The organism is uncultured Brachyspira sp., from assembly GCF_910588665.1.
In the GTDB taxonomy this organism is placed as follows: Bacteria; Spirochaetota; Brachyspiria; order Brachyspirales; family Brachyspiraceae; genus Brachyspira.
The window spans coordinates 65,724-89,578 of the sequence record NZ_CAJUPR010000005.1 but is presented as its reverse complement, the minus strand read 5'-3'; the positions used below and the strand labels follow the sequence as shown (position 1 = coordinate 89,578).

The window sequence follows — 23,855 nt, the reverse complement described above, 5'->3', positions numbered from 1 at the left end:
TATACCAACATAAACAGTAGAATGATAACTAATAATTACAGAAATCAGAATCAAGTTTATACCAACATAAACAGTAGAATGATAACTAATAATTACAGAAATCAAAATCAAGTTTATACCAATATAGAAGGCAGAGTTATAACTAATAATTATATAAATCAAAATAGGGATTATAATATAGAAGGCGAAGCTTTAACTGATGATTACGGAAATCAGTCAGACGGCAGAATTATAATAGATGATATAGATTTTTCCGTGTATAAGGAAAGAGGCTATGATTTAACTATGGACATACTGCCTAGATATTATACTGTAAGAAAAGGCGATACTTTGAGAAAAATATCTTCTTATCATTTTATATATCAGGACCCTGAATTTTATAATATTATTTATAATGCTAATAAAGATAAAATAAGAAACCAAAGCGGCTTAACCGTAGGAGAGAGATTAATTATACCAAGCATCAGGGGGGAGACCAGATATTGGACTTATGAGCCTTTATTGGAATATATATCTTTTAAAAGTCTGATGGATTTACCAGGGCTTCTGCATAAAAATTATCCTTTTATGATTAGAACTAAGGAATAATATTTTATACAATACAGTCTTTTATATTCGGAAGCAGATTATAAATGGAAGTTCCTATTATGCTTTCAAAATATGCTTTTATTTCAAATACTCTTTTCCATCTTAATGCGCTTTGAGGAAATGTACCGTATCTTAAAGCCACATCTATAAATCTTTTTTCTAATAAACAGAAACCTTCAGGCAAAGCAAGACTGTCGCATAATTGAATAAGAAAATCATAGTCATCATATACTGCATTCTCTATAAAATTTTTCATAAACAGATAATCGCTTTCAGGCATATCGAAATTACCTATTGCGGTATTGATATCCTGTATCATAAATGCATGAGATATGCATATCTGAGCCGTTTTTTTCCAGCCGTATTTAATGCAGTATTTATAACCGTCTATTAAATGCCTTTCCGAACTTATTCCCGTATATCTTCCTATGTCATGCATTAATCCGAATATATAGGCTTTATCTGAGTCCAGTTTTTTATCTTCTGATTTTTTATTATACTGCGATGATATTATTCTTGCAGCTTTTGCCGTATATCTTGAATGATCTGCCCAAGCAGTGGGATTTGATTTGTAGGCTTTGCTTAATTCGTATTCGGCTCTTTCCAAGTCTAATTTTTCTATTTCCATAATTGTATTTTACATCTTTTTTATAAAAAATAAACAGCTGCTTTATTAAATATCTATTTTATTAATCCTATATCTTTTCTGTAATATTTATCTTTAAAATCTATTTTTTCTATATCGCTATATGTAAGTTTTCTAGCCTCTTCTAAAGTATCTGCGGTATTAACTACATTAAGCACGCGTCCTCCGTCTGTAATTATGCCTATATTTTCATCTAATTTAGCACCCGCAATAAAGCATTGTCCTTTTATCTTATCAATGCCTTCTATTTTGTAGCCCTTGCTGTAGCTTTCAGGATATCCTCCTGAAGACATTACAACGCAGCATGAATATTTATTTTTCCATTTAATATTTAAGCCTGATAAATCTTTATTCATAGCATGTTCTATTATAGATAAATAATCGGTTTCTAAAAGCTGAAGCAAAGCCTGAGTTTCAGGGTCTCCCATTCTTACATTATATTCAAGCAGATATACGCCTTTTTTAGTTATCATAATTCCGAAAAATATTATTCCAGAGAAATGCATTTTTTCAGCTTTTATTCCTTTAAGAGTAGGTTCTAATATATCTTTTATAAATTGCTTTTCGGCTTCTTCTGTATAATAAGGATTAGGGGCAATAACTCCCATTCCGCCCGTATTATTTCCCGTATCATTATCTCCCGCTTTTTTATGGTCTTTTGCAGATATAAAAGGTATTATGGTTTTGCCGTCTGTTACGGAAAGTATTGATGCTTCATAGCCTTCAAGAAACTCTTCTATTACAATTTTATCTCCAGCCTCTTTAAATATTTTTTTAATCATTATATCATTCAAAGCATTTTGAGCTTCTTTTTTATTTCGGCATATTAATACTCCTTTTCCTAAAGCAAGCCCGCTGGCTTTTATAACTATAGGGTAGGGGCACATATTTAAATATTCATAAGCTTTATTATAGTCTGAAAATATTTCATATTCTGCGGTTTTTACCGAGTATTTTTTCATAAAATTTTTAGCATAGGCTTTAGAGCCTTCAAGTACGGCTGCATTCTTATCAGGTCCGAATATCTTAAGTCCGTTTTCTTCAAATTTATCCGATATTCCGCATACAAGCAGTTCTTCGCTTCCTACGATAGTTAAATCAATATTTTCTTTTTTTGCAAAATTTAATATTTCATCTATAGAAGAAATTTTTATATTTTCACATTTATTTTCTAAAGCCGTTCCTGCATTACCTGAAGCGCAGTATATTTTTTCAACTTTATCATTTCTGCTTAAATTACTGCATATAGCATGTTCTCTGGCGCCCGAACCTATAACAAGTATTTTCATATTTTTATCCTTTTATATAAAATGATACCATATTATAATATAAAAATATATTTAGTCTATAAATTTTGCCTATATTTATAATATTTTATTTTTTTATAAAAAATATGAAATAAATTTGCAAAGCTATTGCAATCTATTTGCGTACTTAAATGAATCTGCTGTATTTATAATATATAAGCCGGCTACTGATTAAAAATATAAACATAATTTGAGTTATATAATTAATTCAGCTCTTTTAAATATCATAATTTATATTTTTTATCTCGCAACTATATTTACAAGCTTTCTTTTAACATAAACAGCTTTAATAATATTCTTGCCGTCTGTAAACTGTTTTACTTTTTCATTATTAAGAGCCTGATTTTTTGCATCTTCTTCGCTTATATTGATATCTGCCTCAATTCTGTCTCTTATTTTGCCGTTTACTTGAAATACAAGCTCAAAAGTATCATCTTTGCAGTATTCTTCATTATGTTCAACCCATCTTTCTTCAAGTATCATCTTTCCGAAATTTAATATCTGATAAAGCTCTTCAGTTATATGAGGCGCTATAGGATTAAGAAGTATTAAATATCCTCTGATAATTTCTTTAAACATAGCATACTCGCAGTCTGTATTTAATTTTATTGAAGACATATCATTTAAAAGCTCCATTAATGCGGCAACAGCTGTATTGAAATGGAATCTGTCTTTAATATCCGATGTAACTTTTTTTATAGTTTTATTATATTTTCTAAACAGATTTTTAGCTTCTTTCGATAAATTATTATAATCAAATGTTTTATTATTTTTGAATGCCTCTTCATCTTTGTATTTTAAAAATAAATTCCAAACCCTGTTTAAGAATCTGGCAGAACCTTTAACACCCTCATCTGACCATTCTTTATCTTTTTCAGGCGGGGCTACAAACATAACAAATATTCTGACTGCATCGGCACCGAAAAGCTCTATAATCTCAGCAGGATCTACTCCGTTAGCTTTTGATTTAGACATCTTTTCCATTTTTACAATTATGTCTTCTTTTTTTATCCCGTCTTTTTCATATACTTTATTATTCATATCGTCCTGAGTATAGAATTTTTTTAATTCTCTGGATTCGTAGCTGTTTGCTAAAACCATACCCTGAGTAAGGAGTTTATTAAAAGGCTCATCTCCTTTTATAAGCCCTATATTTCTCATAAACTTATACCAAAATCTTGAATATAAAAGATGCATACAGGCATGTTCTATACCGCCTATATACTGATCTACATTCATCCAAGCATTTGCAATAGAAGTATCAAACGGCATTTTATCATTATGAGCGTCCGTATATCTTGCATAATACCAAGAACTGCATGTAAATGTATCCATAGTATCGGTTTCCCTTTTGGCACTGCCTCCGCATTTAGGACATATCGTATTAACAAATGACTCCGATTTTTTAAGAGGATTATCTCCTACAGTAAACTCAATATCCGTAGGAAGGGTTATAGGCAGGTCGCTTTCATTTACGGGAACAATTCCGCATTTTTCGCAATGTACGAAAGGCATAGGATTTCCCCAATATCTTTGTCTTGATATAAGCCAGTCTCTGAGTTTATATTGTACTTGTTCTTTTCCGAAGCCTTTTTCAGATGCATAAGCTACGGCTTTTTTTATAGCTTCTGCATTTGTAAGCCCGTTTAATATATCAGAGTTTACAACTATTCCGTCTTTGGTATAGGCTTCCGTCATACTTTCTGCTTTAATGGAATTGTCATTATTCTGTATAACAACTTTTATAGGTATATTATATTTTTTAGCAAATTCAAAGTCTCTTTGGTCATGGGCTGGAACTGCCATTACGGCTCCTGTACCGTATTCAGCCAATACAAAATTAGCGGCATATAACGGAGATTTCTCGCCGTTAAACGGATTGATTATATATCTTCCTGTAAACTCTCCCTCTTTATCATAATCAGTTTTCTGATCTATTTTAGCAGACTTCTTTATAAACTCTTCAACTTTATTTCTCTGTTTGGGAGTGCATATATCTAAAAGTCCTTCATAATTCCAAGCTATAGCCATATATGTAACGCCGTAAATAGTATCAGGACGCGTTGTAAATATAGGAAAATCTTTTCCATCATCTAAAGTAAAATTTATATAGGCACCCGTACTTTTACCAATCCAATTTTTCTGCATAGCTATAACATTATCAGGCCAATAACCTTCTAATAATTTTAAATCCGCATCAAGCTGTTCAGCATAATCTGTAACTTTTATATACCATTGTTCAAGTTTCTTCTTTACAACTTCTCTGTCGCATCTCCAGCATGTGCCTTCAGGAGTAACCTGTTCATTGGCAAGCACTGTATTGCAATACCTGCACCAGTTAACATCTCCTCCTTTTCTGTATAAAAGTCCTTTTTCATACATTTTAAGTATAAACCATTGCCCCCATTTATAGTAATCAGGAAGACATGTTGTAACTTCTCTATCCCAGTCATAAGAGTATCCGAGCATATTTAACTGCTCTTTCATGTTAGCTATATTTTTCAAAGTCCATTCTGCAGGGGGAGTTTTATGTTCTATAGCTGCATTTTCTGCAGGCATACCGAAAGCGTCCCAGCCCATCGGATGTAAAATATTATATCCCAGCAGTTTATAGTATCTGGCTATAGAGTCGGCTATAGTATAGTTGGAAACATGCCCCATATGCATTTTGCCTGAAGGATAGGGAAACATCTCAAGCACATAATATTTGTTGTCTGCAGGTTCAGAAACAGTTTTGAAAGAATTATTATCTTTCCAGAATTTCTGCCATTTCTTTTCAATGGTAGTAAAATTATATTCCATCAATATACACTCCGTAGTTTGATACTATATTTATTTTAAATAATAAAAATTATATTGCAGATTTGTATATTTTTCAAGCTGTAAATATTATTTTAATTTTTTTATTATGCGTCCTAGTCTTTATTGTATAAAAAACATAGTTTATTTTTGCAAAAAACATATATATATGATATAATTTTAAAAATGAAATAACTTTTATAATATTTTTGTTTAAGAGGTTTTTTACTATGGATTTTAATGAATTAACCATAATTCAAATAAGAGAAAAATTGAAAAATAAGGAAATAGATGCTTTAAGCTTAGCTGAATCTGTTATAAAAAAAATAGAAGAAGATGATAAAAGAGAAGATAAAATATATGCTTACCTTGAGGTTTTTAAAGAAGAAGCTTTAGAACAGGCAAAAAAAGCTCAGGAAAGAATAAATAAGGGCGAGGATTTGCCGCTTCTTGGAGTTCCTCTGGCAATTAAAGATAATTTATGCTATAAAGATCATCTGATGACAGCTTCTTCAAAGATGCTTGAAGGATATAAAGCTCCTTATACTGCCCCTGCCGTTCAAAGATTAATAGATAACGGCGCTTTGATAATAGGAAGAACAAATATGGACGAATTTGCTATGGGCGGTACTACAGAAACTTCTAATTACGGTGTAACGAGAAATCCTAAAAACAGAAATTATGTGCCCGGAGGTTCTTCAGGCGGTTCGGCTGCAGCAGTTTCCGCTGGTTTTGCATTCGGTGCATTAGGAAGCGATACAGGAGGCTCAATAAGACAGCCCGCATCTTTTTGCGGCATTGTGGGAGTTAAGCCTACCTACGGAAGAGTTCCAAGACTGGGCTGCATTGCTATGGCAAGCAGTTTGGATCAGGTAGGACCGTTAACTAAAGATGTAAAAGACGCTGCTTTGATGACAAAAATTATTTCAGGATTCGATCCTAAAGAATCAACAACTTTAAATATACCTGTTCCAGATTATACCGCCGCTTTAGACGGAAATATTAAAGGAATGAAAATAGGACTTGCAAAAGAGTATTATGATACCGATTTAATAGCTCATGATGTAAAAGAAAGCATAATAAAAGCTATTGATAAGTTGAAAGCTGAGGGCGCCGAAATTGTAGATATTACTTTGCCTAATGCTAAATACGGCTCCAGAGTGTATACGGCAGTTATGGATGTTGAAGTTGCATCTAATATGGGAAGATATGACGGCATAAGATACGGATATCACCCTAAAGGCGATTTTAATTTAGATGAATATTATTATACTTCTAGAAGCGTAGGTCTTGCTTTTGAAACCAGAGCCAGAATATTATTCGGTACTTTAATTACTGGAAAAAAATTCTTTTACAGTCATTATCAGCATGCTTTGAAAGTGAGAAGACTTATGCAGATGGATTTTGAAAATGCATTTAAAAATGTTGATGTTATAATATCTCCTACTTCGCCTGTAACGGCTGGACTTTTAGGCACCAGAGATAAAACCGACAGCGCTTTAAGCTTTTTAGCCGACAGTTATATTTCCAACATTAATTTAGTGGGACTTCCTGCTATGAGTGTGCCTGCGGGAGCTGATAAAAATAATTTACCTATAGGAATACAATTTATAGCCAAACAATTTAATGAAACGGATATGTTTAGAATGGCGTATGCTCATGAATTAGCCAGTAAATAATTATTTGTATATGAGCTTTATATTATAAATATTAAAATAATAAGGATATCTGCTGAAAAGCTCAATATCAAAAGTTTTTATTTTATTATTTATCTCTTTTAAATTTTTTATTTTTTTCCAGCCATTTAAATAAAAATCTGTTTTTATAAATAAGTTTATATTTTTTTATTTATATTATTAAAGATATTTTCAGGTATTTTTACTATTAATAATCTGCCTTCTTTTGAAGCCTTATAATTATTATATCCGTCTGTAATTTCTAAATCAAACAGAGCAGGATATATATTAATTATATATGTGTTTAATATTCTTCCGTACTTAATTATATTTATTTCCAGTATTTTTATATTGTATTTCTGATTTTCTTTTTCTTTTATTTTTAATTCTGTAATTGCATTATTGTCGAATGTTTTTATATATAGATAATCGGCATCAAAACTATTAATATCATTTTCTAAAAATAAATTGTATTCATATTCATTTTTATGAAAGCCTATTATATTTGATTTTTCTCTGTATATATCATAGCCTTTATATTTTATATCGCTTAATTTATAAATATCATCTGGCATTACAGAAAATGCCTTTATATAAAAAATAAATATTATAATAGTAAAATATTTTATCATAATAGTTTTTTGTTATTTGTAATTATTAAAGCATATATTCGGTATACTTTTTAAATTACAGCTGAAAGATAGGGTATTATAAGAAACTATTTACTGCAAATATTATTAGGCTTAAAACAATACTGTAAATTAAAGTATTTTTTATTTTTATAAATCTGATAAAATAATAAATAAGAAATAAAGATAAAATAAGAGATGCCGCAAAATAATATCTTTTAACCCCTTCATTTACAATAATTAAAGCGGTAGAAGCGGCTAAATTACTGATTAAAAATATTCTTGCGAGCACTATTTGAACGGTTATTGCAAGTATGTCATCATTATCAGGTTCCTGATTCATATTTATGCCTCTTTATAACATAAAAATCAAATTATTTAAAGAATTCCGAGAAAGGATTTTTAAAATTGAATTTAAATTTACCTTTTTCAGATGTTTTTTTATTTGATATATTAACCTGAGTAGCCTCATCTAAACTCATCATCAGTATTCCTATAACGGAGGAATATGCGGGATTATTTGCTATATCTCTTATTCCTTCAATTTTATCTGGTATGCCTATTCTTGCAGTGATAGGCGCTGATCCTTTAACTGCATTTTGATAAGCTTTAGCAAGCTCTGTTAATCCTGGAAGGAGAGCTCCTCCGCCTGTAAATACCATACCTGCAGAAAGAGAATCTATATATTTCATTTTATTTAATTCTTTTCCGCATAAACTGAATATTTCCTCAACTCTGGGCTGTATAATTTCAGTTAATACTCTTTTAGGTATAGTTCTTATTTGTCCGCTTGCAGTTGGCACCTCTATAATTTCTTTTTCTCCCACCATATCTATAAATGCAAATCCATGATCTCTTTTTAATTTTTCAGCGGAAGGTATTGTTATTCTAAGTCCTTCAGCTATATCATTAGTTATATGCTGACTTCCTACAGGCACAACAGCAGTATGCCAAACAGAACCTTCCAAATATACCATTATGGAAGTTGTGGAGTGCCCTATATCAAATACTATAACTCCTAATTCTTTTTCATCTTGCGTAAGACAGGCTTCGGAGCTTCCTCTTATATTAACTATAAAATCTTTTCCTAAGAAACGCATTTTATTTAAAGTTTTTTTAAGATGCTCGCTTACATGTTTAAGCCCTGTTATTATATGTACTTTTGTCTCTAATCTTGTTCCAGACATTCCTATAGGATTTTTAATTTCGTCTTGACCGTCCAATGAATATTCCTGCTCTATTGTTTCAATTATTTCTCTGTCGGCAGGTATTAATATATTTTTAGCACTTTCAAGCACCCTTTCTATTTCAGCAGGAGTAACTTCTTTATCTTTTGTATTAACTCCTATTACGCCTTTGCTGTTTAATCCTTTTATATGGTCTCCGCCTATAGCGGCAATTATATTAGGAGCCTGCAGTCCCGCCATATGTTCAGCTTCATTTATAGATTTTTCTATAGCATTGGCTGCAGCATCTATATTTATTATAACGCCTTTTTTTATACCTTCGCTTTCGCTTTCACCTATACCTATAACATCTAATTTATCATTATTAACACGGGCAATAACGGTTTTTACTGATGCGCTTCCTGCATCCAATCCTGCTATAATTGGCTCTTTCAAGGTAAACTCCTAAATAATAATATTATGTTAATATTTTTCGGCAAAATTTAAAGCGGTATTAATGATTATTTTCTATAATGATAGTATTAATATATGATTATAGTATAACCCATCTGTTATTTTCATAAGACATTACAAATGTTTGTCTTGCTTTTGAAGTAGTGTTTTTTACTCTGTCATATACAGAGGAATCGGCATCTATATATGCTTTTTTACCTTCTAATTTTATATCATAAACTTTATTTATTTCTGCTTCAAATTCAAAATCTAATGATGGATTGCTTTGCACATATTCATCTACATTTTTTATATTTCTGGTTTTTTTCAATATTTCTTTATAATCTGAAGAGTAGAATTTTTCATAAGCTCTGCGGACGCTTTTTTCATTGTAAGGCATTGAGTAAAACTCTTTTAAAGATGATAAAGCCGTTTTTTTTAAGTTATCTTCATTATATTCCTTTATTTCTATACTTTCTTTAAAATCTTCATCTTTTAAAATAATTTCTACTCTTTTTATATCATTTCTGTTTTTATTACATGCAGTAAAAGCTAATAAATATAATAAAGCAAAAGATGTAAATAATATATTCCTAAGCATTAATTTAAAGTCCTTCTAATATGGATTTTCTGGTATTTTGAGGAGGGACTTCTTCTTTTTCTCTTATTCTGGTATCAGATGTTTCAGTAATATTATTCATATCTATATATTTTATAATGCTTGGTCTTTCCAGTATTATTCTTATATCTCCATTCTGCCAAGCTACGGTATCTGCATTTATAAATGAGCCTTTAGTGTATTTAGCATTAAGGGCAGATAATAATTCTAAGAAGTCCACCTGATTAGGCTGAAAATTTATAGTTATAGAATATAATGCATCATTTTTGAAAATAAAATATCCGCTTTTATAAAATTTGTTTTCTTCCAATGCTAAAAATGTTGCACTTTCTTCAGCAGATAAATCAACTGTGCCTGTCATATACTGTTTAGGCAGCGTCATAGTATTATCGCTTAATATTGCATTTATAGTATCTTCTCTTGTTGCGCCTAATTTGATATCTTTAAATCCCGTTATAGGAGTATCTATTACAGTTGGTTTTCGTCCCATTACAGCGTCATTAGTTATATATCCGTCATTTTGATTATTTTCTTCCGATGTCTGCATATTATTGTTCGGATTATAAGCATCATTTGTAGCATATTGAGGAAATAAACAATAGCTGAATAAAAATATCAAAATAAATATATATATTTTCATTATTTCATTCCTAATTTTATTTTACTATATTAAAACATTAAAAATAGAATCTTGTTATATTTATCGGATATATTTTCATTTTTAGTACAGTAAATTTATTTTGCATTAATTTTCATATATTAAATTTTTTGCTGCCGGCATAATTTTTATAAAAAAAATTTGAAAAAATTATTAAAAATAGTATATTTTAAATGTGATATTGTTTTAGGGGATTATTTATAATGAACAATAGTAAATACGGCAGGGTAACAATAATATGCGGTCATTACGGCGCAGGCAAAACTACTTTTTCCGTCAATTACAGTATGTATATAAGAAATTTCACATCTAAAGATATTTATATTGCCGACTTAGATGTTGTAAATCCTTATTTCAGATCCAGAGAGCATTCTTCATATTTAAGTAAAAGAAACATAAAAGTTATAGGAAGTTATCTGCCTCAGTCGGGAAGCGATTTGCCTGCCGTGTCTGCAGAAGTTTATTCCTTATTTGACAGAAAAGATATTATAGGTATTATAGATATGGGCGGAAACTCTGTCGGAAGCCTATCTTTTGCATCTTTCAGGAAATATGTTGATATCTCTGAAACAGATGTTTTTTTTGTTATTAATGCAAACAGAAAAGAGAACTCTACTTTTGAAGCTGCTTTAGGCAGTTTGCTTAGTATAGAAGCAGTGCTTGGATTAAATGTTACAGCCATAGTAAATAATACCCATTTGATGGATTATACCTCTATTGATGATATATTGAAAGGTGAAAATATAGCCTTAGAATTATCCAGAGAAAAAAATATTCCTGTAAAATTCAGCTGCATAGACAGTAGATTTTATAATGATAATTTAAAAATGTCTTTAAGGTATGATTTATTTATAATTGATTATGATATAAAAAGTGTAGGAAATGTTATATAGTTTAATTTATGGATTACAGTAATTTAAGATTATATGAGATAGCTTCTATGCTTTCGCCTAATGTATATGAAACTATATTTTACAGTCAGTATCAGGGACGCTCAGATAAAGATGCTGTAATTTTAGATTCTGAAACTTTTGAAAGATATTATGTATCTGATACCGTTTATAAAAATTTCTTATTTTCTAATTCTATGAGGCTTGGAAAGAGTATTGACTATATAGGCTTTAATCAAATGCATAGTTCCGTTATAGTAGATATGGAAAGATATGAAAATAATATTATAATGAAATTAAATGATATTGTTTTAACTAATTTGGCAAAGACTCTGATAGAGATAAAATCTATGAAAGTAAAATTAGAGCCATTCTATATTAGTTTGTCATTTAACGGAATTAATTATTATTCTAATAATTATATAGATGAAAATGAAAAATTAATACCTATAAATGAAAGTATCATTAATTCAATATATTATCAGGATCAATTATGCTTTGTTAATGACAAGCATATAGATATTGTAATTTCTGCTTATTCGGGTAAAGCTGGCAGGCTTAGATATATTATAATAAACTCTAAAACTATCAATGTTTCTGAATCTGCAAAAGATATTTGGAAAAATACTTTTAAAAATGATTTCTCTATGCTTTATGAATATTTTATAAATCTTAGAAAGTCTAATAATTTAATAAAAATGGAAGGAAATGTTTATAAAAATATAATATTAGGCTATGAAAAATTTATGAATGATTTTATTGATTTAGACGATATTTAACTTTTAATTATGTGTTATGAAAGATATTAAAAATTTACTTATACATGCTCCCAATTGGCTTGGAGATATCATTATGTCTATGCCTGCAGTATATCTGATAAAAGAAAAATATAAAGATATAAAAATTACAGTAATGGCAAAAAAATCTATGTTCGGAATATTTAAGGCAATTGATTTATTTGATGACTGCTTAGAATTGAAGAGATTTCCTCATTTAAAAAAATATAATTTTGATGCGGCTTTGCTTTTTCCAAATTCATTTGAAAGCGCATTTAGAATATTTGGTCATGGTATAAAAATAAGAATAGGATATAAATCGGACTATAGATCTTTTATGCTTACCGATGCAGTGAGCAGAAAAGAAATAAGATGGATACATACAGCCGATTACTATATTAATTTGCTTAAAACTCTTGATATTTATGATGAAAGACCTTCAATTAAATTAAATATAAAAGAAGAGGTTATGATAAAAGCTAAAGAATATTTAAGAGAAATTAATCCGCATAATAAAAAAATATTTGCTTATGGAATAGGCGCTACTAATAGTTTTGGTAAAATTTGGATGGAAGAGTATTTTGCCGAAACTGCTAATTATTTATCAAAAAAGTATGATGCTTTAACATTATTTATAACCACTCCGAATGAAAAAGAAATATCGGATAAAATATCGGCAATGCTTTTAAATTATCCTATTATACCTTATATGTCATTGGATATGATAGCCGCAGTTTTAAGCTTATGCGACGGATTTATAGGAAATGATTCCGGAGCTATGCATGTGGCTTCTATAGTCGGAATACCTACTTTGGCATTATATTTTTCAACGCCTTCTTATCAAAATTGTCCGATAGGCATAAACAGTCATATTATAGAGAAAAAAGTTGATAATCCTGCCTGTATATGCGGCGGCAAGAAATGCAGACTTAAAACCTTTGAATGCAGAAGTATAATAAAGCCTGAAGAGGTTATAAGCAAATTTGAAAGTATTTTACTGACATTAGGATAAGCATAATGTATTACGATGTTACTTTAGTTATAACAGCATTTAATGAAGAAAAATATTTGCCTATATTACTTGATTCTATAAAGAATCAGAAAACAGATTTAAAAATTGAAATTGTATTAATAGATGATTCTTCTGCAGATAATACATTAAAAATAGCTGAAGAATTTAAAACAACATACGGGGAGAGGTATTTAAAAATACTTCATAATGATAAAAAGTCTGATGTTCAGTATATGAGAAATACAGGACTTAGAGATGCTTTGGGAAAGGTTATAATATTTTTTGATGCTGATGTTGCCGTATCCGATAATTTTATAGATAATATGGTAAGACCTATAATAGAAGGCAAAACCGATGCAACATTATGCAAAACTTATGCTTTGCTTGAGGCTTTTTATGATGTTCTGCCGGAAAAATATTCTAAGAGTTATGTAAGTTTTATAAGGCATTGCCCCAGATTTATGATGAAACGCTTTCCAGTTCAATTTGTTCCTTGGATATTAAGATGGTTTAATATGATGAAGGATAATAAAAAATTTATTAGTATATGGAATGTCCCGAATAGAACGCATACTACAGGAATAGCGGTAAAAACAGAAATAGCCAGAAAATCTGGCGGATGGAAGGTAAAAATAGGAGACGGAGATGATGCTCAGTATTCCAATGATGTATGCAGTTTCAGCAGCAAGGTATTATGGGTAGGCAAATGCATATTATTTATATCAAGAAGAAGAGTCTTTCCAACAAATAATGCATGGATAAGCGATATATTATTTAAACCTATAAAGAAATTATTACACAAAAGAAAAAATCAAAATGATTATAGTCAAAGCATAAGATAGCATTAATAAGCGGTATTATCTAATATGAAATTTATTTTTATTTTCTTTTCCGTTTATTAATGTATTTTTTATCCAGCCGCTGTTGTCATTCATAGGAATCCATCTTCTTTCTTCAGCTCTATAATGCCAGTCCTTATCCTCTTGATAGTATATTTGTATAGTGCTTCCTTCATGTATATTAAGTATTTCATTATCATGGTAATTGAACTCGTCATAATCTGTGCATGATTTTTGTCCCATCTCCGAATAATACTCATTTAATGACATTAAAGATTCATTTAATTTTTCATCCATTTCTTTAACATTAAGTCCTAATTTTTTTGCTTCTTTTATAGTTATAGGATAATTATGAGAAGGATATGCTGAATTAAGAGAATTGGATATATCATCTATTAATTTCTGATCATCCATATGATATGATAAAATATCTTTGCAAAGCTTTATAGAGAGGCTTGATGCTCTGTCCACAGCTCCAAGCACTAAGGGATGTATATATTTGTATATATGCTCATAAGGATTATTGTCATTATTTCCAGCCTGTTCCTTCCATAGTTTTATTACCCTTGCCAATTCGTCCTGACTTACATATACTAAACTATTATCTTTATTTATAGGCGATAATTCATGCTGAAGAGATGTGTCAACTGCAGTAAGAAAAGCCAAAGGTCCCATTTGTATTTCGTCGGCTCCCAAGCAAAGCATTGTAGCGGCGCTTGCAGCTTCTAAAGGCAGCAGAGCCACCAAATGCTTGCATGATTGTCTAAGAAGATGCACTATTCTTAAAGATGCCTGACCGCTCCCCCCTGAACTTTTTATAAAGAAATATATTTTATCGCATTTTCCTATATGCTTAAGTATATCCGATAAAACAATAACATCATTCTGACATACGCTTCCTCCGTTTGAATTCCAATATGAAAGCAGAGGAGCGTCTAATTGATTTGAAATTTTACTTATAATATCCTGAGTTTTGGAAAATAATATAGGAGGTTTTATAGTTTGATTTTTAGCAGTTGTTTTTTTAGAAGCCATATCATAACCCTTTTTTATTTACATAATTACATTCTTAATATTAGATTTTACATTAAATAATAGATAATGTCAAATATTGATTTATTTTTTAATTAAATTTGCTTGACAAATTAAGAAATTTAGTGTATAAAAGTTATATTATTATGCTTATTAATTAGTACAAGGAGTGCAATAAATTATGAAAAAGTTATTCGTAATATTTACTTCCCTTTTTATCGCCGCATCTGCTTACGGTTTGACAAACTCAACTTTAATTGATTTTGCTATAACAGGCAATGCTGATAATTTACAGGCAGGAGAAGGTGAGGAAAATGAAGTGGTTCCAGTTGCAGAAAATCTTTATAATGATAACTGGGTAGTATGGCTTAATGAATCTGCTAGATTAACTGAAAATCGCAGAAATTCTTATGTTACTAACGTAGACAGTAAAGGCAACAACGGTGCTTGGGAAGCAGGTAAGGTTCTTGGTATAAGAGTACATTTCCCATTAGCTGCTTGGAATAGTTACGCTTTAGTAAAACCTTTATTTGAACTTGAAATGTATGGCGGTACTGACGGTACTAAATATACAGAAGGTAAAGGTGTTATACATAATGTAGGCGAAATTAAATCTATTAGTTCTTGGGTTTACGGACGTAATTATTTAGTTAGCTACTTTGTAAACTTACAAAATCAGTTCGGCGAATTAAAATCTTATCCTATGGGTTATCTTTATTTTGACGGCTGGAGACAAGTAAAATGGGAGAACAGAGAATATTTACCTAATATCAGAGACAGAGTATTGGTAAGAGAGCCTCTATATCCTAGAATGATACCTTCCATTAAATTAGATTCTTTAGGTTTCTATAGAATTAAAGATACTAAAGGCGGAGACTTCATTACTTATATTAAAGATGTTACAGTTGAGTATGATGTGGTAGTTGTTGATTTTGAAGAAGATATTGACGATGAAGCTACTTGGCAAATCTTAAAAACTGAAAATGACAGAAAACAAGCTATAGAAGCGGCTAGAATACGCGAACAAGCTCAGTTAAGAGAACTTGAACAAAGACGCATAGGTGATGGTGGCACACAAGATGGTGCAGCAGCTGCTCAGGAGCAAGCTCAGTAATAGTTAGTTTTGTAAATAAAATCTAATTAATAAATTAAGGGGGAGACTAATAGTTTCCCCTTTTTTTATTTGTATTTTTTTTATTTTACAATATAATATTGTAAATATAATATTTATATTCAAGGAGTTAATTATGAAATTAATGAAAGACCCTTTAATCAATAAAGACAGTGCTTTATATATTTGTATAGATGAACAAGCTAAATTAGCGCCTGCAGTTTGTGATTCTGAGAATGTTATAAAGAATACCAACCTTCTTTTTAGGACAGCAGATATGCATAATATACCTGTTTTGATTACAGAACAGTATCCAAAAGGTCTTGGAGGTACTGATGAAAGAATAGTATTTCCAAAAAATTATAAACTGTTTGCTAAAGAATATTTCAGTATATTCGCATCAGAAGATTTTGTAAATGAATTTAATTCCATCAATAAATGTAATATAGTGGTTTTCGGTATAGAAGCACATGTATGTGTTTATTACAGTGTGGTTCATTTGCTTGAAAACGGATATAATGTATATGTAGTTTCAGATGCCTGTACTTCCAGAACCAGAGAGAGCAAGGATACAGCTTTGAGGCAAATGGCTAATCTCGGAGCTAATATAGTAACTACAGAGATGATAATGTTTGCACATATAGAAAACTGCAAGGTTTCTTGTTTTAAAGATGTAAGTAAATTATTAAAAGATAACTAATATATAAAAAATTAAGGGGATTAAAAATGGCTAGAAAAAAACTTATAGCTGGAAACTGGAAAATGAATAATTCTAATAAGGAGGCTTTGGATCTGGTTAATCAATTAAAAGATTTGGTTAAAGATGTAAAAGACAGAGATATTATGATAGCTCCGACATTCACTTGTTTAAGCGATGTTTATAATGCTGTTAAAGGCACTAATATTAAATTAGGAGCTCAGAATCTATATTATGAAGATAAGGGAGCTTTTACAGGCCAGATTTCTGCAGATATGCTTTTAGCTGTAGGATGCAAATATGTTATTATCGGACACTCTGAATGCAGAGATATTTTTTTGGAAAAAGATGAGCTTATAAATAAAAAAGTAAAAAAAGCGTTGGATAAAAATCTTATACCTATTTTATGCGTAGGAGAGCATTTGGAAGAGAGAGAAAAGGGAATTACTTCCGATGTGGTAAGTACTCAGACTAAAGCGGCATTCAAAGGTTTAAGCGTGGAAGAAGCTGAAAAAGTTGTTATAGCTTATGAACCTGTTTGGGCTATCGGAACAGGAAAAACCGCCACTCCTCAAGATGCAGACGATGTGCATAAAACTATAAGAGAAACTTTAAAATCTATTTATAATGAATCTGCAGCCTGCAATATGGTTATACTTTACGGCGGAAGTGTTAATGAAAAAAATGCAGATGATTTGCTTAATATGCCTAATATAGATGGTGCTTTAGTTGGAGGAGCATCATTAGATGCGGATAAATTTGCAAGAATAGTTAATTATTCAGCTAAATAATTATATATCTAGTTTTATTTAAAGGGCATGCTTTTTAGCACTGCCCTTGTTTTATTTTTATTAATATATATAATAAAATTAAAAATTATGAAGAGTATATTTTGAAATTATTAAAAATATTTTTTGTATTAATATTTGCTTTCTATTCAAATATATTATTTTCTAAATCTCCTCAGTTATCAGTTAAGCAGTTTTATTTTTGCAGCGGGTATATAGGGGAATCTAAAATTTATATGTATTTATATATAAATAATAATGAGATTACAGGTAAATATTATTATGACACAATATATCAGTTTATAAATATAAAAGGCAATATATTAAACAATAAAATTAAGATTGAAGAAAGCGTTAATAATAGAATAACAGGATACTTTGATGATATAGTATTAAATAATTTTGTTTTTTCAGGAAAATGGCATTCTTTTGACGGAGAAAATAACTATAATTTTGAGTTTTCTAATGATAATAAATATCCTATTAATTATCTTGAAATTATAAACTCTTCATTAGAATTAAACTATAATGATAAAAAATTTGAATCCAGCAAAGATGCCGTCATAATAAAAAACGAAAAAAATCTTAATAATTTGGATAGAATATCTTTAGATGTGGATGGTGTTAAATCTTTAAACTCTGACAGAATATCTCTTCTTTTAAATAATTCTATTATTGATGAATATAATGTTTGGAAAGAATCTTCATACAGCAAAGATGATTTTTATATGAAAAAAGAAATAAATGTTTCTTATTTAGATGAGAATATAATATCTTTTTCTTTATATAATTATACTTATACAGGCGGAATTCATGGAATATATAATTTTTCACCCTCTATATACTTGATTTCAAGCGGAGAAAAAATAGGAAATAGTCTTTCCGAATTAATAGAAAATAAAAATGACAGAGAGTTAATCCGTTTAATGAGATCCAAATTACTTAGAAACTTTACAGAGAAAGATTTTTTTGATTTTTATTCTATAGAATTAAGCGATATTTATGATGTTACGCCTTACGGAATAAAATTTATATGGCCTTTATATAAAATAGCGGACTATGCTCAAGGCATTATAGAGATTGATTTTACATACTTGGAATTAAAGCCGTTTGTAAAAACCGATTCTAAATTTTGGTACTTATTTGATAAATAATAGATTATTTTTAATTGAGGTTTATTTTTATGAATGATAATGATATTCATCTGATAATGAAAGAACTTATTGAAGTAACAAAAAAAATGTCTATGCCTGTGGTAACGGAGATAAAAATACTTACCAATAGAGACGCCTATAAAATTTTAATATCAACTATGCTTTCTCTTAGAACTAAAGATCCCACAACCAGAGATGCTTCTATGAGATTATTTGAGAGAGCGGGAAATGCCAAAGATATGCTTAAGCTTACGGAAGAGGAAATAATAAGCCTTATATATCCTGTAGGTTTTTATAAGGTAAAGGCTAAAAATATATTGGAAGCATCAAAAATGATTATAGACGATTTTAATGGAAATGTACCCGATGAAATAGATGAGCTTTTAAAACTTAGAGGTGTTGGAAGAAAAGTTGCCAATTTGGTTGTAACTGAAGCTTTTGATAAAGACGGTATATGCGTGGATACCCATGTTCATAGAATATCTAACAGATTCGGATATGTGAGTACAAAAACCCCTGATGAAACTGAATTTGCTTTGAGAGATAAACTTCCTAAGGAATATTGGAAAGTTTATAATGATACTTTGGTAGTATACGGTCAAAATCTATGCAGACCAATTTCTCCTTTATGTTCTAAATGTTCTGTATCTCAGTACTGCGATTATTTCAGAAATGAATATAAAGAAAAAAGTATGGTTTAAGAGAGATTAATTTATATAATTATTGTTAAAATTATTTGACAAAATATATAAATATAATATTATCTTAATTAACATAATATTTGCATAATTTAAAGAGGTATATATTTATGAAAAGAAATTTATTATATTGCGTTATTGTTATTATATATTCATTTATTTTATTTTCATGTTCTAAAAAGCCGTATAATGAGATTAATATAAAAAAAGCATTGGATATAGTGAATAAATCTACGAATTTAGTATTATTAGATGTAAGAACTGCAGAAGAATATATGTCTGGAAGCGTTCCTAATTCCATTAATATTGATGTTCTTAATACCGATTTTAAAAGCAAAATAGATCTTTTAGATAAAAATAAAGAATATATAATTTACTGCAGAAGCGGAAACAGGTCTTCTATAGCATCAGGCATAATGTCAACTAATGGTTTTCTGCATATTTATAACTTGGCAAATGTAAATTATTCTGACTTTGTAAATGCAATGCTCACTAATAAGAATTAATTATATAAAAATAATAAATAATTGAATATATTATTAAATCTTATTTTTTATTTTATAAATATTATTATATGCTTCTATGTATTTCATATAAATTTATTTGCTTCAAATAAAAAATAAAATACTTGTTTTTTATGAGTTTTTATTATATTATACGATTTTAGAAAAAATATTTTGAATTTTAATATCTTTTAAGGAAAGAGAAAATATTTTATGAAAAAAGTTATTATATTTATTATATTATTTAGTATTAGGCTTTACAGTCAGATAATGACTCCTGAAAAAGTTGTAAGTATGATATCAAATAGATTTTCGGGTATTAAAGGATTTGCCGCAGATTTTGCAGAACGCAATGGTGAAAAAGTATCTTATGGCAGTGTTATAACAAAAAATCCTAACCTTTTCAGAATTCGCTATTCAAGCGGAGGAAACGGACAGTCCATATACTGCAACGGAAAAACTTTATGGATACTATTTCCAAGAAATAATGTTGTTTCCGAACAGAAATTAAATTACGGAGATTCGGGTGCCATATATACTGCGCAGGGGATACTTAGATTGACGGCAAAATTTAATATAGACTTTTATAATGAAAGAGGATTAGTACCTGTTAATAATTTTCTTGATTCTGAACTTGGAATAGCTAAATATAATAGTTCTTATGCGGCTAATGATAATAGAATGGCTTATCATATGCTTTTAACTTCAAAACAGGCCAGCGTGGATAGAACAGGTTTTACAAAAATACATTTATGGGTTGATGATACTGGTATGATTATAAGAATATTAGGAATAACGGCTAATAATATTCCAGTAGAATATTGGTTCACTTCTATTAGATATAATCCTAGCTACAGAGAAAATAATAAAGATTTTGAACCTGATATATCTGAGGATATGCAGGTTCTTAAAGATGGTTTAGCACCAAATTAATTTTAAGGATTTATATGGAAACCATAGGTCAGATATTAAAAAATGCCAGAGAAAAAAAAGGACTTAGTGTAGAAGAGCTTGAATCTTCCACTCATATAGTTGCTAAATTTATAAAAGCTTTAGAAAATGAAGAATTTGATACGCTTCCTGGAGAGATATATGTAAAAGGCTTTATTAAAAATTTGAGCGATAAATTGTCATTAGATGCCGATACGGTTCTTGAAAGGTATAATTTACAAAAAAACGGAGTGAGGTTTGAGCAGGATTTATTAAAAAATACCAAAATTAAAGGTGTAAAAAAAGGCAGAGAACATTCTAAAGATGCTGAGTATAATAAAGAGAATGACGGTAATAAAGAAACTGCAAAAGAATCTATTAAAGATACAGTACATAATGAGAAAAAAGAAGAAAAAACTATACAAAAAACAAATAGAAAAAATGCAAATATAAATAATAATGCTGAAGTGGATTTATTATTTATGGCAAGAAGAGATTTATATAAATTAAGAAATAAAAACAGATCTGTAATACATGCTGTAATAATTATACTTGCCGTTATATCTGTTATAGCATTTATATTATTTAATTGGAAAAATATAATCACCACATTCCAGTCAGGAAATAAGAGACATAATAGAAATGAAGTAGAAATATCAAAGAATATAGTTGATAGTAAGGCAAAACAAAGTGTAAAATCAGGAGATATTATATATTTTAAGCCTTTAGGCATATCAGCTACAATAAGATTTAATACTATAGGAAATGTTCTTCACATTAATATCAATGGCCAGGATTTGTCTTTTTCCAAAAGCAGCCCCATAATATTAGATTTGAATGGAAACGGAATAAATGATTTTAAGATAAGCGTTATAGATGTTTATGATAATTCGGCAACTGTAGAAATGGAAAAACTTGAAGAAAATCAAATGATTAATGCTGGTTATACTAATGATATTGAAAATCCTGAATTGAATAACAACGAATACAATAATGATACTGTATCTGCAAATTTGCTTGTTATAAACGGAGAAACATATATAGATCAGAATACGGAAAAAACTGATATAAGAATAGAAATAACAGCGAAGCATTTTGTATATGTAAGATATTTTATAGATTCTAACAGACCTGCTACAACAAATATTTTAAGCGGAAAAACATTATATTTAGAGGCTAAAGATGTAGTTATGCTTACTATAGGAAATGCAGGTGAGGTTTCAGTAAAAGTTAATGGAAAAGTTATAAATGTAGGCGCTGCAGGAGAAACCGTTAATAAGACTGTAAAATGGGTTAAGAATCTTAATGACTCCACCAGATATAATCTTATTATGTCGGATACAAAATAGAAGTTATAGTTTTTAATAACCGCATATTAATTTTATATTTAACATGTTATATGTTTTTTGGCTGATTTCAGAAATTGATAAAATTCGGTATATTGCATTTTATAAGTTTTAATTTACTTAATAGATGCTTATTATATATATAATTGACATTTTAATAATTTTAAGTATATTTTTAATATATAATCAATAAAAAGGATAATTAATTTGCAAAATATATATTTACATAGTTTAGGGTGCGAAAAAAATACGGTTGACGGAGAGCATATATTGTCTATATTATCAAATAACGGGTTTAATATTACATATAACCCAGAAGAAGCTGATATTATAGTTATAAATACATGCGCTTTTATAGAGGATTCAAAAAAAGAATCTATAGATGCTATATTTGATCATTCTATTTACAAGAAGTACGGAAGATGTAAAAAATTGATAGTATCAGGCTGTATGAGTGAAAGATATAAAGAAAATTTTCTTGACATGTTTAAAGAGGTTGATTCTGCTATAGGTATACATGGATTAGAGAATATATTAAAAGCTGTAAAAGAAAACGGATTTTATGATGCAAAAGAAAATACTCAATATAAAGAGTATGGAGAGAGAATAAATACTGGATCTGAACATAGTGTTTATATAAGAATAAGCGATGGCTGCCATGCGAACTGCAGTTTCTGTGCTATACCATCAATAAGAGGCGTACATAGAAGCAGAAAAATTGAAGATATAGTAAAAGAGGCTGCAAACTATGCAGAAAACGGCGCTAAGGAAATTAATTTAATAGCTCAGGAAACGACATATTACGGATATGATATATATAATAAATTGGCTCTTCCAGATTTATTAAAAGCCCTTTCAAAGACTGAAGGTATAAAATGGATAAGAGTATTATATCAAAATCCAGTAATATTAAATGATGAAATAATAGAGGCATTTTTTTCTATTGATAAGATAGTGCCTTATTTTGATATACCTCTGCAGCATATTGATAAAGATATATTAAAAGATATGAACAGAGGCTCAAGAGGATATAAATTTTACAGAGAAATGATTGATAAGATAAGAAGTTATGATAATGATGCTGTTATAAGGACCTCTTTTATAGTAGGCTTTCCGGGAGAGACTCCTGAATCATTTAAAAAATTGATAAAATTTATAAGAAATTCCGAACTAGATAGAGTCGGAGTATTTACTTATTCTGAGGAAGAAAACACTAAGGCTTTGCTTATAAATAAGTCTAAAATAAGCGGAAATAAAAAATTGATGCTTAGAGAAAAACTTATGCATGCAGCTGTAGAAGTATCCGAAAAAAGATTAGAGAGATTTATAGGAAGGAATATAGATGTGCTTATAGAAAAAGAAGACGGAGACGGCAGATTTATAGGAAGAAGCAAGTATGATGCTCCAGAAGTTGACGGTTATGTTGAAGTTTATAATGAAAATGCAGATAATAATATAAAAACAGGCGATATAGTTCAAGTTTCCGTTACTCATAATACGGAATATGATTTAATAGGCAATGTTATTTGATTTAGGAG

At 29.4% G+C, this 23,855-nt stretch carries 24 protein-coding genes; 15 read left to right on the top strand and 9 right to left on the bottom strand.

Features of this window, described 5'->3' with window-relative positions:
- The coding region (locus tag QZ306_RS05110) for a LysM peptidoglycan-binding domain-containing protein (protein WP_363322656.1) at positions 1 to 588 on the top strand (588 nt) is incomplete at its 5' end.
- A 4-nt stretch (positions 589 to 592) separates the two neighbouring features.
- Here the strand turns inward: QZ306_RS05110 and QZ306_RS05105 are convergent.
- The 3 genes from QZ306_RS05105 to leuS all read right to left on the bottom strand — a co-directional run bounded on the left by QZ306_RS05105 (position 593) and on the right by leuS (position 5,343).
- Positions 593 to 1,210, bottom strand: coding sequence for an HD domain-containing protein (locus QZ306_RS05105; RefSeq protein WP_295161933.1), 618 nt, complete (start codon positions 1,208 to 1,210; stop codon positions 593 to 595).
- Positions 1,211 to 1,269: 59 nt separating this feature from the next.
- Positions 1,270 to 2,523: a phosphoribosylamine--glycine ligase gene (gene purD / locus QZ306_RS05100; RefSeq protein ID WP_295161820.1), complete on the bottom strand. Its 1,254-nt coding sequence runs from the start codon at positions 2,521 to 2,523 to the stop codon at positions 1,270 to 1,272.
- A gap of 258 nt (positions 2,524 to 2,781) precedes the next feature.
- Positions 2,782 to 5,343: a leucine--tRNA ligase gene (gene leuS, locus QZ306_RS05095; protein ID WP_295161818.1), complete on the bottom strand. Its 2,562-nt coding sequence runs from the start codon at positions 5,341 to 5,343 to the stop codon at positions 2,782 to 2,784.
- A 227-nt stretch (positions 5,344 to 5,570) separates the two neighbouring features.
- Here leuS and gatA point away from each other — a divergent pair, with 227 nt between their 5' ends.
- Complete coding sequence (gene gatA / locus QZ306_RS05090; protein WP_295161816.1) at positions 5,571 to 7,019, top strand: Asp-tRNA(Asn)/Glu-tRNA(Gln) amidotransferase subunit GatA; 1,449 nt, start codon at positions 5,571 to 5,573, stop codon at positions 7,017 to 7,019.
- Positions 7,020 to 7,174: 155 nt separating this feature from the next.
- Here gatA and QZ306_RS05085 read toward each other — a convergent pair whose 3' ends face one another.
- The 5 genes from QZ306_RS05085 to QZ306_RS05065 form a co-directional block, all read right to left on the bottom strand.
- The gene (locus QZ306_RS05085; protein WP_363322654.1) at positions 7,175 to 7,591 is read right to left on the bottom strand and encodes a hypothetical protein; all 417 of its coding nucleotides are present in this window, start codon (positions 7,589 to 7,591) and stop codon (positions 7,175 to 7,177) included.
- Positions 7,592 to 7,724: 133 nt separating this feature from the next.
- On the bottom strand, positions 7,725 to 7,988 hold the full coding sequence (locus QZ306_RS05080; protein WP_295161814.1) for a hypothetical protein: 264 nt from the start codon (positions 7,986 to 7,988) through the stop codon (positions 7,725 to 7,727).
- A gap of 31 nt (positions 7,989 to 8,019) precedes the next feature.
- Positions 8,020 to 9,267, bottom strand: coding sequence for a cell division protein FtsA (gene ftsA / locus QZ306_RS05075; protein WP_295161812.1), 1,248 nt, complete (start codon positions 9,265 to 9,267; stop codon positions 8,020 to 8,022).
- A gap of 97 nt (positions 9,268 to 9,364) precedes the next feature.
- Positions 9,365 to 9,865: a hypothetical protein gene (locus tag QZ306_RS05070; protein ID WP_295161810.1), complete on the bottom strand. Its 501-nt coding sequence runs from the start codon at positions 9,863 to 9,865 to the stop codon at positions 9,365 to 9,367.
- Between the two features lie 4 nt (positions 9,866 to 9,869).
- Entirely contained in the window at positions 9,870 to 10,523 is a 654-nt protein-coding gene (locus QZ306_RS05065) for a hypothetical protein (RefSeq protein WP_295161808.1), read from the bottom strand.
- 221 nt (positions 10,524 to 10,744) lie between these two features.
- On the opposite strand from QZ306_RS05065, the gene QZ306_RS05060 reads away from it, so the two are divergent.
- From QZ306_RS05060 to QZ306_RS05045, 4 genes are read left to right on the top strand one after another with little or no spacing between them, the layout of a single operon-like run.
- Positions 10,745 to 11,434 carry an ATP/GTP-binding protein gene (locus QZ306_RS05060; RefSeq protein ID WP_295161806.1) on the top strand — a complete coding sequence of 230 codons (690 nt, stop codon included), beginning with the start codon at positions 10,745 to 10,747 and terminating at the stop codon, positions 11,432 to 11,434.
- Between the two features lie 8 nt (positions 11,435 to 11,442).
- A complete protein-coding gene (locus QZ306_RS05055) occupies positions 11,443 to 12,210 on the top strand; it encodes a hypothetical protein (protein ID WP_295161805.1) in 768 nt (255 codons plus the stop codon).
- A 16-nt stretch (positions 12,211 to 12,226) separates the two neighbouring features.
- The gene (locus QZ306_RS05050; RefSeq protein ID WP_295161803.1) at positions 12,227 to 13,219 is read left to right on the top strand and encodes a glycosyltransferase family 9 protein; all 993 of its coding nucleotides are present in this window, start codon (positions 12,227 to 12,229) and stop codon (positions 13,217 to 13,219) included.
- Positions 13,220 to 13,224: 5 nt separating this feature from the next.
- Complete coding sequence (locus QZ306_RS05045; RefSeq protein ID WP_295161800.1) at positions 13,225 to 14,061, top strand: glycosyltransferase family 2 protein; 837 nt, start codon at positions 13,225 to 13,227, stop codon at positions 14,059 to 14,061.
- Positions 14,062 to 14,076: 15 nt separating this feature from the next.
- Here the strand turns inward: QZ306_RS05045 and QZ306_RS05040 are convergent, their stop codons facing one another.
- A complete protein-coding gene (locus tag QZ306_RS05040) occupies positions 14,077 to 15,093 on the bottom strand; it encodes a hypothetical protein (RefSeq protein WP_295161799.1) in 1,017 nt (338 codons plus the stop codon).
- Between the two features lie 178 nt (positions 15,094 to 15,271).
- Here QZ306_RS05040 and QZ306_RS05035 point away from each other — a divergent pair, with 178 nt between their 5' ends.
- From QZ306_RS05035 to rimO, 9 genes are all read left to right on the top strand, one after another.
- Positions 15,272 to 16,204, top strand: a complete 933-nt coding sequence (locus tag QZ306_RS05035) for a flagellar filament outer layer protein FlaA (RefSeq protein WP_295161797.1) — start codon at positions 15,272 to 15,274, stop codon at positions 16,202 to 16,204.
- A 133-nt stretch (positions 16,205 to 16,337) separates the two neighbouring features.
- Positions 16,338 to 16,901, top strand: a complete 564-nt coding sequence (locus QZ306_RS05030) for an isochorismatase family protein (protein WP_295161795.1) — start codon at positions 16,338 to 16,340, stop codon at positions 16,899 to 16,901.
- Between the two features lie 26 nt (positions 16,902 to 16,927).
- Complete coding sequence (gene tpiA / locus QZ306_RS05025) at positions 16,928 to 17,689, top strand: triose-phosphate isomerase (protein ID WP_295161793.1); 762 nt, start codon at positions 16,928 to 16,930, stop codon at positions 17,687 to 17,689.
- Positions 17,690 to 17,922: 233 nt separating this feature from the next.
- Positions 17,923 to 18,840: a hypothetical protein gene (locus QZ306_RS05020; protein WP_295161791.1), complete on the top strand. Its 918-nt coding sequence runs from the start codon at positions 17,923 to 17,925 to the stop codon at positions 18,838 to 18,840.
- 29 nt (positions 18,841 to 18,869) lie between these two features.
- Positions 18,870 to 19,541: an endonuclease III gene (gene nth / locus QZ306_RS05015; protein WP_295161789.1), complete on the top strand. Its 672-nt coding sequence runs from the start codon at positions 18,870 to 18,872 to the stop codon at positions 19,539 to 19,541.
- Positions 19,542 to 19,648: 107 nt separating this feature from the next.
- On the top strand, positions 19,649 to 20,044 hold the full coding sequence (locus tag QZ306_RS05010; RefSeq protein WP_295161787.1) for a rhodanese-like domain-containing protein: 396 nt from the start codon (positions 19,649 to 19,651) through the stop codon (positions 20,042 to 20,044).
- A 210-nt stretch (positions 20,045 to 20,254) separates the two neighbouring features.
- A complete protein-coding gene (locus QZ306_RS05005) occupies positions 20,255 to 20,974 on the top strand; it encodes an outer membrane lipoprotein carrier protein LolA (protein WP_295161785.1) in 720 nt (239 codons plus the stop codon).
- Between the two features lie 14 nt (positions 20,975 to 20,988).
- Positions 20,989 to 22,320, top strand: a complete 1,332-nt coding sequence (locus tag QZ306_RS05000) for a helix-turn-helix domain-containing protein (RefSeq protein ID WP_295161783.1) — start codon at positions 20,989 to 20,991, stop codon at positions 22,318 to 22,320.
- Between the two features lie 204 nt (positions 22,321 to 22,524).
- A complete protein-coding gene (rimO, locus tag QZ306_RS04995; RefSeq protein WP_295161781.1) occupies positions 22,525 to 23,847 on the top strand; it encodes a 30S ribosomal protein S12 methylthiotransferase RimO in 1,323 nt (440 codons plus the stop codon).
- Positions 23,848 to 23,855 lie beyond the last annotated feature (8 nt).

Excerpts from the sequence above, each read along its gene's own strand:
- purD (WP_295161820.1), bottom strand. The coding sequence starts at position 2,523 with ATGAAAATACTTGTTATAGGTTCGGGCGCCAGAGAACATGCTATATGC.
- leuS (WP_295161818.1), bottom strand. The coding sequence starts at position 5,343 with ATGGAATATAATTTTACTACCATTGAAAAGAAATGGCAGAAATTCTGG.
- gatA (WP_295161816.1), top strand. The coding sequence starts at position 5,571 with ATGGATTTTAATGAATTAACCATAATTCAAATAAGAGAAAAATTGAAA.
- QZ306_RS05085 (WP_363322654.1), bottom strand. The coding sequence starts at position 7,591 with ATGCCAGATGATATTTATAAATTAAGCGATATAAAATATAAAGGCTAT.
- QZ306_RS05080 (WP_295161814.1), bottom strand. The coding sequence starts at position 7,988 with ATGAATCAGGAACCTGATAATGATGACATACTTGCAATAACCGTTCAA.
- QZ306_RS05070 (WP_295161810.1), bottom strand. The coding sequence starts at position 9,865 with ATGCTTAGGAATATATTATTTACATCTTTTGCTTTATTATATTTATTA.
- QZ306_RS05065 (WP_295161808.1), bottom strand. The coding sequence starts at position 10,523 with ATGAAAATATATATATTTATTTTGATATTTTTATTCAGCTATTGTTTA.
- QZ306_RS05060 (WP_295161806.1), top strand. The coding sequence starts at position 10,745 with ATGAACAATAGTAAATACGGCAGGGTAACAATAATATGCGGTCATTAC.
- QZ306_RS05055 (WP_295161805.1), top strand. The coding sequence starts at position 11,443 with ATGGATTACAGTAATTTAAGATTATATGAGATAGCTTCTATGCTTTCG.
- QZ306_RS05050 (WP_295161803.1), top strand. The coding sequence starts at position 12,227 with ATGAAAGATATTAAAAATTTACTTATACATGCTCCCAATTGGCTTGGA.
- QZ306_RS05045 (WP_295161800.1), top strand. The coding sequence starts at position 13,225 with ATGTATTACGATGTTACTTTAGTTATAACAGCATTTAATGAAGAAAAA.
- QZ306_RS05040 (WP_295161799.1), bottom strand. The coding sequence starts at position 15,093 with ATGGCTTCTAAAAAAACAACTGCTAAAAATCAAACTATAAAACCTCCT.
- QZ306_RS05035 (WP_295161797.1), top strand. The coding sequence starts at position 15,272 with ATGAAAAAGTTATTCGTAATATTTACTTCCCTTTTTATCGCCGCATCT.
- QZ306_RS05030 (WP_295161795.1), top strand. The coding sequence starts at position 16,338 with ATGAAATTAATGAAAGACCCTTTAATCAATAAAGACAGTGCTTTATAT.
- tpiA (WP_295161793.1), top strand. The coding sequence starts at position 16,928 with ATGGCTAGAAAAAAACTTATAGCTGGAAACTGGAAAATGAATAATTCT.
- QZ306_RS05020 (WP_295161791.1), top strand. The coding sequence starts at position 17,923 with ATGTATTTATATATAAATAATAATGAGATTACAGGTAAATATTATTAT.
- nth (WP_295161789.1), top strand. The coding sequence starts at position 18,870 with ATGAATGATAATGATATTCATCTGATAATGAAAGAACTTATTGAAGTA.
- QZ306_RS05010 (WP_295161787.1), top strand. The coding sequence starts at position 19,649 with ATGAAAAGAAATTTATTATATTGCGTTATTGTTATTATATATTCATTT.
- QZ306_RS05005 (WP_295161785.1), top strand. The coding sequence starts at position 20,255 with ATGAAAAAAGTTATTATATTTATTATATTATTTAGTATTAGGCTTTAC.
- QZ306_RS05000 (WP_295161783.1), top strand. The coding sequence starts at position 20,989 with ATGGAAACCATAGGTCAGATATTAAAAAATGCCAGAGAAAAAAAAGGA.